7 protein-coding genes are annotated in these 7,152 nt (G+C 63.6%); all 7 read right to left on the reverse strand.

Translation table 11 applies throughout. From position 1 onward, the window contains the following. Positions 1–289: 289 nt before the first annotated feature. Positions 290–2,128 (reverse strand): APC family permease, encoded by a 1,839-nt coding sequence (locus VNW74_RS26985; RefSeq protein ID WP_325682572.1) that lies wholly within the window; start codon positions 2,126–2,128, stop codon positions 290–292. Then, positions 2,125–2,985 carry an alpha/beta fold hydrolase gene (locus VNW74_RS26990; protein WP_325682574.1) on the reverse strand — a complete coding sequence of 287 codons (861 nt, stop codon included), beginning with the start codon at positions 2,983–2,985 and terminating at the stop codon, positions 2,125–2,127. Before VNW74_RS26990 ends, VNW74_RS26985 begins: the two co-directional genes overlap by 4 nt. Positions 2,986–3,090: 105 nt before the next feature. Further along, complete coding sequence (locus VNW74_RS26995; RefSeq protein WP_325682562.1) at positions 3,091–4,344, reverse strand: fatty acid desaturase; 1,254 nt, start codon at positions 4,342–4,344, stop codon at positions 3,091–3,093. A 126-nt stretch (positions 4,345–4,470) separates the two neighbouring features. After that, positions 4,471–4,650, reverse strand: a complete 180-nt coding sequence (locus VNW74_RS27000; RefSeq protein WP_325682564.1) for a DUF6131 family protein — start codon at positions 4,648–4,650, stop codon at positions 4,471–4,473. A 578-nt stretch (positions 4,651–5,228) separates the two neighbouring features. After that, the gene (locus VNW74_RS27005; protein ID WP_325682566.1) at positions 5,229–5,696 is read right to left on the reverse strand and encodes a hypothetical protein; all 468 of its coding nucleotides are present in this window, start codon (positions 5,694–5,696) and stop codon (positions 5,229–5,231) included. 142 nt (positions 5,697–5,838) lie between these two features. Continuing rightward, positions 5,839–6,459 carry a hypothetical protein gene (locus VNW74_RS27010; RefSeq protein ID WP_325682568.1) on the reverse strand — a complete coding sequence of 207 codons (621 nt, stop codon included), beginning with the start codon at positions 6,457–6,459 and terminating at the stop codon, positions 5,839–5,841. A 194-nt stretch (positions 6,460–6,653) separates the two neighbouring features. Beyond that, positions 6,654–7,152, reverse strand: a 499-nt coding sequence (locus VNW74_RS27015; protein WP_325682570.1) for a GAF and ANTAR domain-containing protein, incomplete at its 5' end; no start/stop codon positions are given.

Below are 7,152 nucleotides of genomic sequence, written 5' to 3' on the forward strand. Positions count from 1 at the left end.
GCTCTCTTGGCTGGGAAAGAAAGCCGCCGACCGGCGGCATGGAGGTGGTAGGACGAGCATTCATGGTGATCCCCGACATGCGGTTGTCACCGGTGTGTTCGGCGCGAGCTAACGCTCTGCGAGGACAGCGGCGGACGGCCGACCTCATCCCGGACTGGTTGAGAGTCTCAACTCAGTTGACGTTCCACCGCGCGGGGGCAATTGTCAAGTCCTGTGGATCAGACCTTTGGGTGCCGCCACAACGAACGTCGATCGGAGATCTGCAGCCTTGGGAGCGGTGGGCAGATGCTCAGTCCAAGCGAACCGGAAGCGTGGCGACGATAGCGTCGGTGCGTGCGCGAATTGTTGTGGCGAGCAACGGGCCTCGTTGGTTGTGCAGGATTCGGTAGCGCCGGCGCCTCGGTTCGATGTAGGCGAGCAAGACAATAACGAAGCGTCCCTGTTCGACTTGGGTTCGGACGAAACCGACGGTGGGCGCCACCAGGGTGCGGTGCGGGCTGGGCAGCACCCGTAGGTCAACCCCGGGGTCCCATTCTTTCCAGAGTTCGCAGAGCCGACGGTTGGCGTCGGGGTCGGTGTCGACGGTCACCGGGACCACTTCTCCGCCAAGCCGCATCGCGACCTGCAACGCATGCCCCACGACCTTGCTGATCGTGATGACCGGCACGATGACCATTGCGTCGCCCGCTTCGTGGGCAGGTCCCGGAACGGGTTTTGGTGGCGGCCGTCCTAGATCCAACTGTTCCGCGACGTGATAGTAGTAGCGTTCGATCCGATCGAAGAGCAGCATCAGCCCCGGCACGAGCAGCAGCAGCAGCCAGGCACCCTCGGTGAATTTGCTGGCGAAGAGCACCACTCCCGCCACGGCGGTGAGTACCGCCCCGGTCCCGTTGAGTGCTGCCTTGCCCACCCAGCCGCGGCCGCGTTGTTGCAGCCAGTGCCGGACCAGTCCGGTTTGGCTGATCGTGAATCCGATAAAGACGCCGATCGCGAACACGGGCAACAACCGGTGGGTTTCGGCACCGACGAGGAGTAGCACCGCGGCGGACAGCACGCCTAAAGCGGCAACGCCGTACCGGTACACGGGACGTTCGGCGCGAAGCGTGAACAGGTGCGGCAGCCGGTGGTCCTTGGCCAACAGCTGCATCAACACCGGCAGACCACCAAAGCTGGTGTTCGCCGCGAGAGCCAACACCAGAGTTACCGCGAGGTTGGTCACGTAGAACGGCCACCCGGTTCCAAAAGCTCCCGCCGACAGCTGCGCGAGTACGGTGACGTCGCCGCGCGGTGTCACTTGATGCAGCTTGATCAACGCGGCCAGGCCAAGAAGCATGGCTGCCAGCAACACTCCCAACGCGACCTCGGTGTGTTGGGCCCGCTTGACGATGGGCGTCCGGAATTGGGGCACCGCGTTGGCGATTGCCTCGACTCCGGTCAGCGACGAACAACCCGCTGCAAACGCCTTGAGAATCAACACCACCCCTAGTGCTTCGGTCGCACGGATGGGGCCCAGATCCGCACCGATAACGGCTACCGGATGCGGACGGATGAACCCGACGATGATGATGGCGAAGATACTGACGACGAACACCATCGTCGGTCCCATCAGCACCTTGGCCGATTCGGCGATTCCGACCAGGTTGATGGCGGTGATCAGCGCAAGCCCCGCCAACGTCACGCCCAGCAGGTGATGGGCCATCACCGGAAAGACGCTGCCCAGACTGGCTGCCCCGGCCGCCAGACTCACCGCAACCGTCAGCACGTAGTCGACGACCAGGCTCGCCGCAGCCAACAAGCTCACCGCTCGGCCGAGGTCCTTTTTGGCCACTGCGTAGGCCCCGCCGCCGTTCGGGTGGACCGCGATCACTTGCCGGTAGGAGACCACCAACACCAACAGCAGCACCGTGATCGCCATCGCGATCGGTAGGGTCAACCGCACTGCGGCGGTACCCGCGGCGACCAAAACCAAGACGATCGCTTCGGGACCGTAGGCAACGCTGGACAATGCGTCCAACGACAACGCGGCAAGACCGCCGATGGCAGTCAACCGATGCGGATCGCCGCGCAGATGTCGCCGCACCCTACGATCAGTAATCTGATCAGCCGGTCGCTCCCGCTGGATGATCAGGTTTTTCGATTCGTCAGATCGACATCCCGCCCTGTGGTGGCGATGAAGTCGTCAAGGATGTCCACGACCGCTGTCGGGGACTCGACATGCGGGAAGTGCCCGACACCGGCGAGCACTTCAAGTCGACTACTCGGCACGGCGTCGTGAGCGGCGTAGCCATGAGCGACAGGAATGATCCGATCCTGCTCACCCCAGATCAGCAAGGTGGGTAACCCATGACTGACATGGATCTTGCCGAGCGCACTGACCGCCTGGCCGCGGTAGTCGACCACCGAGCGCAACGTACGTAGGAATGCTTGCCGTGTCTGCTGATCCGCTAACGAGGAATAAGCGCTCCACATTTCGCTGGCGCGCGGCGACTGGATCCCCGCCGACGTGAGCCACGACCCCAGCTTGTTGCCGACGTTCAATACGGGCCGCGGCGCGACCACTGGCAGCAGCAGCTCGGCTCCGGGTGCCGACAGGATCCGCAAGATCCAGTTCAGGTCAGGGCCGAGGCCACCGCTGCTGATGAGAGCCAGTCGCTGGCAGTAGTCGCGATGTTGATAGGTGAACTGCATGGCCACACCGCCACCGAGGGATTGACCGATCACCGTCGCCCGGCTGATCCCTAGTTCATCGAGCAGATCACGCAACGACGCAGCGAACGCACCCAGCGAATAGTCACCACGCGGCTTGGCTGATTCACCGTGTCCCAACAGGTCCGGTGCCACCACCCGATACTTCTTCGACAGCTGAGGGATCACCGCCCGCCAGGTCGCCGAACTTCCCGCCATGCCATGAATCAACAGCAGCGCCTCGCCGGCCCCTGCGTCCCGATAGGCGACCCGCTCACCGTGCAGATCGACATAGTTCATCTCGGTCACGTGAACTGGTCTCCATCCAACGGTGTTCTGGCATACCGGCGGGACTACTGGCCGACTATACGGTACCTACGGTCCCGTAGGTTACCGGCCAGTAGATCACGGCCGTCTGCGCTGATCGCGGCGCCATTGTCGGACCGCCGCGATCGCTGTCTTGAGCCCGCGGCGGCGCCCTGTGGCTAGATCGGTCCCGGTGAAACCGGGCTCCAGTTCGGCGAACATCCGCTCGCTGCGGGTCTCCGGAGCGTCGTCGACGGTCGCGCGCAAGTAGCGGTCCGGCAGCGACAGTTTGGCGATGGTGCGCCACGCCTTGCCGTACTGCATCAGGAACGAACCCGTCGTGTACGGGAGGTCGTATTTGTCGCAGACCTGCCTGACCCGCACCGAGATCTCATGCAGGCGGTTGCTGGGCAAATCGGGGTAGAGGTGGTGCTCGATCTGGTGGCACAGATTGCCGCTCATGAACCGCATCGCGGGCCCGGCGTCGAAGTTGGCACTGCCCAGCATTTGGCGCAGATACCACTGGCCCCGGCTTTCGCCGATCATGTCGGTCTTGGTGAATTTCTCAGCGCCATCGGGGAAATGCCCACAGAAGATCACCGCGTAGGTCCAGATATTGCGGATCACGTTGGCCACCACGTTGGCCTTCAGCGTCGATTTGTAGGTCGCCGCCGGCGACAGCGAGGTCAGTGCCGGGAACGCGACGTAGTCCTTGACGACCTGCCTGCCGGCCTTGGCTGAGAATTCGCGGATCTGCCGGAGGGTGGTTTCGCGGTCCGGGGCGCCCTTGAGGATTTTGCCGAAATCGATGGGCTGCAAGCCAATTCCCCACTCGAATCCGAGCGCGAGGATGGTGTTGAACAGCAGGTTGCCGATGTGGGCAGCCTCCCACGGCTGGTCACGGGTGACTCGCAGGGTGCTGTAGCCCACGTCGTCGTCCATGCCGAGGATGTTGGTGTACTTGTGGTGCTGAAAGTTGTGGGTGGATCGCCAGTGTTTGGACACGCCGATCATGTCCCACTCCCACGTCGAGGAGTGGATCTCGGGATCGTTCATCCAGTCCCACTGGCCGTGCATGACGTTGTGGCCGATCTCCATGTTCTCGACGATCTTGGCCAGACCGAGGGTCACCGTTCCCGCCCACCATGCCGAGCGTTTCGAGCTGCCGGCCAGCATGAGCCGGCCGGTGAGATCCAAGGCACGTTGCGCGGCGATCGTGCGGCGGATGTAGCGGGCATCCCGCTCGCCGCGGGAGTCTTCAACGTCCTGGCGGATGGCATCCAGCTCAACGGCCAGGTTGTCAATGTCGGCGTCGGTCAGGTGAGCGAAGGCCGGAACGTCTGTGATCGCCATCGTTATCCTCCTTTCTTTCGGGTTCATAACTCGGGCTGCCGGCGTTGATCGCCAACGAAAACCGCGACCCACGACACCCGGCTCGGTCAGCCACTGCTAGCCGAGCCGGGGAGTACATCGGGCCGGTCAGTAGTAGTGGCGGCGGCCGCCGACGGCGTGTCCCATCCGTCCCATCACCATCAGTAGCAGGCCGACGACGAGGAGGATGACCCCGATGACCAAGCAAATATGGGCGTAGGCGAAGGTGGGGATGAGGGCGGGGAGGAGGAGCCCGAGGACGATAAGAAGGATTCCGAGGCCGATCATGACATTTACCTAGTTTCTGTGTGGATGTTTGGAGGAGGATTTGCCCGGGTCAGTGATTGAACGGGTCATTTACCTTGGCCCGCCGCCGGTTTGGCGTTGCCCCGGCTGATCGTTGCGTCCTTCGGTGCACGCGCTGCACACCCGGCATCATTGGCAGGGTTGTTTACTCGGTCGGTCGCCGGGCAAGTGGTCGACAAACCAACGTGCACGGGTTGGGTGAACACGGAGTTGGTGGTCCGCCTAATTCCGGGCTAACGACGAATGAGCGAAATGCACATGCTCTCTCGAATGCAACGGGTAGATGTCAAAATGTGCGGCGCGAGCAAACGCTCATCAAGTTCGGCGGCGTACAGCCAAACTCTTCCGGACTGGCTGAAGGACCCAGCAACAACAACGCTACACCTGTCGGGTACCCCCGGCCAGATGTCCTGACCTGAGAGGTCGGCCACACCGGTAGCGGTGCTTGGCCGCCGAGTCCGGTGTGGCAGTGATTGTAGGCGCCGCTCCGGGCGGTAACGACCTGTCTTGGCCCGCAACAAATTAGCCTGGGTGCGAAATCTCGGTGAGTCGGTCGCGCACTATAACCCGACGTCTGACTTGTACCAATTCCCGATAGTTGGGGGATCCTCAGAATAGACAGTTAGATTCGTTACCCCCTCCTGAGCGCCTGGGCCCTCGCCGCCTGCCGCGAGTTGTGCGACTCCCAAGCCCCAGCCCCTAAAGCTGAAGCTCTGTCCGGTGCTGGCATCGGTGACCTCGAGCTCCGCTGGATCGAAGACGATCGCGCTGTTGTTCACGAGATCCAGTCGCCAGAGTGGTAGCTTCGCGATTGCCTCGAAGTGAGCACGAACCTCCTGGGTGGTCGCGAACTTGGGGCCGCTGGCGACGGTCTGGTCTAGCCGATGAACCGTAAACTGCTGCGTCGATTGGTCATCGAGGCTGGTGCTCGCGGTGACCGCATACCCCAGTGGTTGCGATATCTCGTTGAGCCGATTGCATTCGCCGGCAACATCTGTCATGTGCTGCGCTTGCTCTTTGTCGATCATTCAGTCCCTCTCATCGGCATGTCACCGACCCGGAATCATTGTGAACTGCTGACTGCCTCCGGCGCGAGTGACTGGGCCGAGACGCTATACGGCGCGGGCACAATGAGCCACCGCGCAGCGCAGTTTTTCCGTGCTTGCACACTCAGCCCATGTTGGGCTCCTGATCGGCGCGCTCGGCGTCGGCCGGGTTCTCGGCTGTGAGCGTGTCGAGGATGAACTGCGCGGTGGTGTATCGATCGGTACCCGCGCCATCAGCTTGGGTGTCCAATTTCGAATGTGCTTGCCGTGGGGTGTAGCCGCGGCCGATGAGTACCCCGATGGCCTGGTTGACGACCGACGCCGCTGGCAGAGATGTCCCGGCGTCCGACCCGGCGGGGACGCTCCGGTGCTGATCGAGCGCGAAGTCGCTGGGCGGACGGCCGGTTAGCCACGCGAGGTCGGCGGTGAGGTCGACAAATGTTCCCGGCGTCTCCGCGTAAAGGATGAGGGCAACCGAAGGCGCCGCCCGGCCGTCATCGACACGGGCCAGCGGCGTGAGCCGAAGCGAGGTGCGAACATTGTCGGCCGTGCCGTCCTCGAGGGTGGTGAACGTGAACGGCGGATCACTGCCGTCGAAGGTCACGCTCAGACCGAGATAGGTGGGCACCGCCGCTTGGGCGTCGACGCCCAATTGGTGCAGACTGTGCAGCACATCGGCGTCGGGCCCATCCAGGGCGGCGGTAAGGATGCCCAAATCGGCGGCCAGGGCCGCACTGATCTTCATGACGGGATTGCTCCGCTGGGCGCTCCCGAGCGCGGATCGAGCCTGCCGGTGCCCAACAGGCGAGCCGCCTGCAGGGTGGGGAACCCGCGACGCAAGCCAGGACCCGTCGCGTTGACTGTTTTCCCATTCTCCAACCTACGCGCGTTACACCGTGCAGCGGCAGTTCGGCCGCGGGCCGACCTGGCGGTTCGGGCTCAGATCGGGTTGCGTCGGGCGCGGGCGCGGCGCACGGCTTCATCGACGATGTGTTGGGCTACCTCAGCCAATTTGCGGTGTTCGGCTTGGCTGATCGCCCGCAGCTGAGTAAACGCCTCCTCGGCGCTGCGCCCGCTGCGTCCCCGGATCAGGCCGATCGCCTGATCGATAACCGGGCGCGTCGACAGCGCCTTCTGCAACTGGGCGGTCAGCGCCATCGCGTGCGCGAGGACCTGGGCGTTATGCACCGCCACTGCCGCGGGTTTGGCGAACAGTTCCCCCAGTTTGGCGGCGTGCTCATCGAAGACGTCTTTGCCGTGGGCGTAGACATTGATCGCGCCGATCACCTGATCCGACAGCAGCAGCGGCAGCGACAGCGCACTGTGCACGCCCAAGCGGCCCACTCGGGGACCGAACCGCGGCCACATCTTCTCCCCACCCAACGACCCAGACCGCACCGTGCGCCGCTCCAGTGCCGCGGTGATGCAGGGCCCCTCC

It is taken from the genome of Mycobacterium sp., assembly GCF_035570115.1.
GTDB lineage: Bacteria > Actinomycetota > Actinomycetes > Mycobacteriales > Mycobacteriaceae > Mycobacterium.

Excerpts from the sequence above, each read along its gene's own strand:
- VNW74_RS26995 (WP_325682562.1), bottom strand. The coding sequence starts at position 4,344 with ATGGCGATCACAGACGTTCCGGCCTTCGCTCACCTGACCGACGCCGAC.
- VNW74_RS27005 (WP_325682566.1), bottom strand. The coding sequence starts at position 5,696 with ATGATCGACAAAGAGCAAGCGCAGCACATGACAGATGTTGCCGGCGAA.
- VNW74_RS26990 (WP_325682574.1), bottom strand. The coding sequence starts at position 2,985 with ATGAACTATGTCGATCTGCACGGTGAGCGGGTCGCCTATCGGGACGCA.
- VNW74_RS27000 (WP_325682564.1), bottom strand. The coding sequence starts at position 4,650 with ATGATCGGCCTCGGAATCCTTCTTATCGTCCTCGGGCTCCTCCTCCCC.
- VNW74_RS27010 (WP_325682568.1), bottom strand. The coding sequence starts at position 6,459 with ATGAAGATCAGTGCGGCCCTGGCCGCCGATTTGGGCATCCTTACCGCC.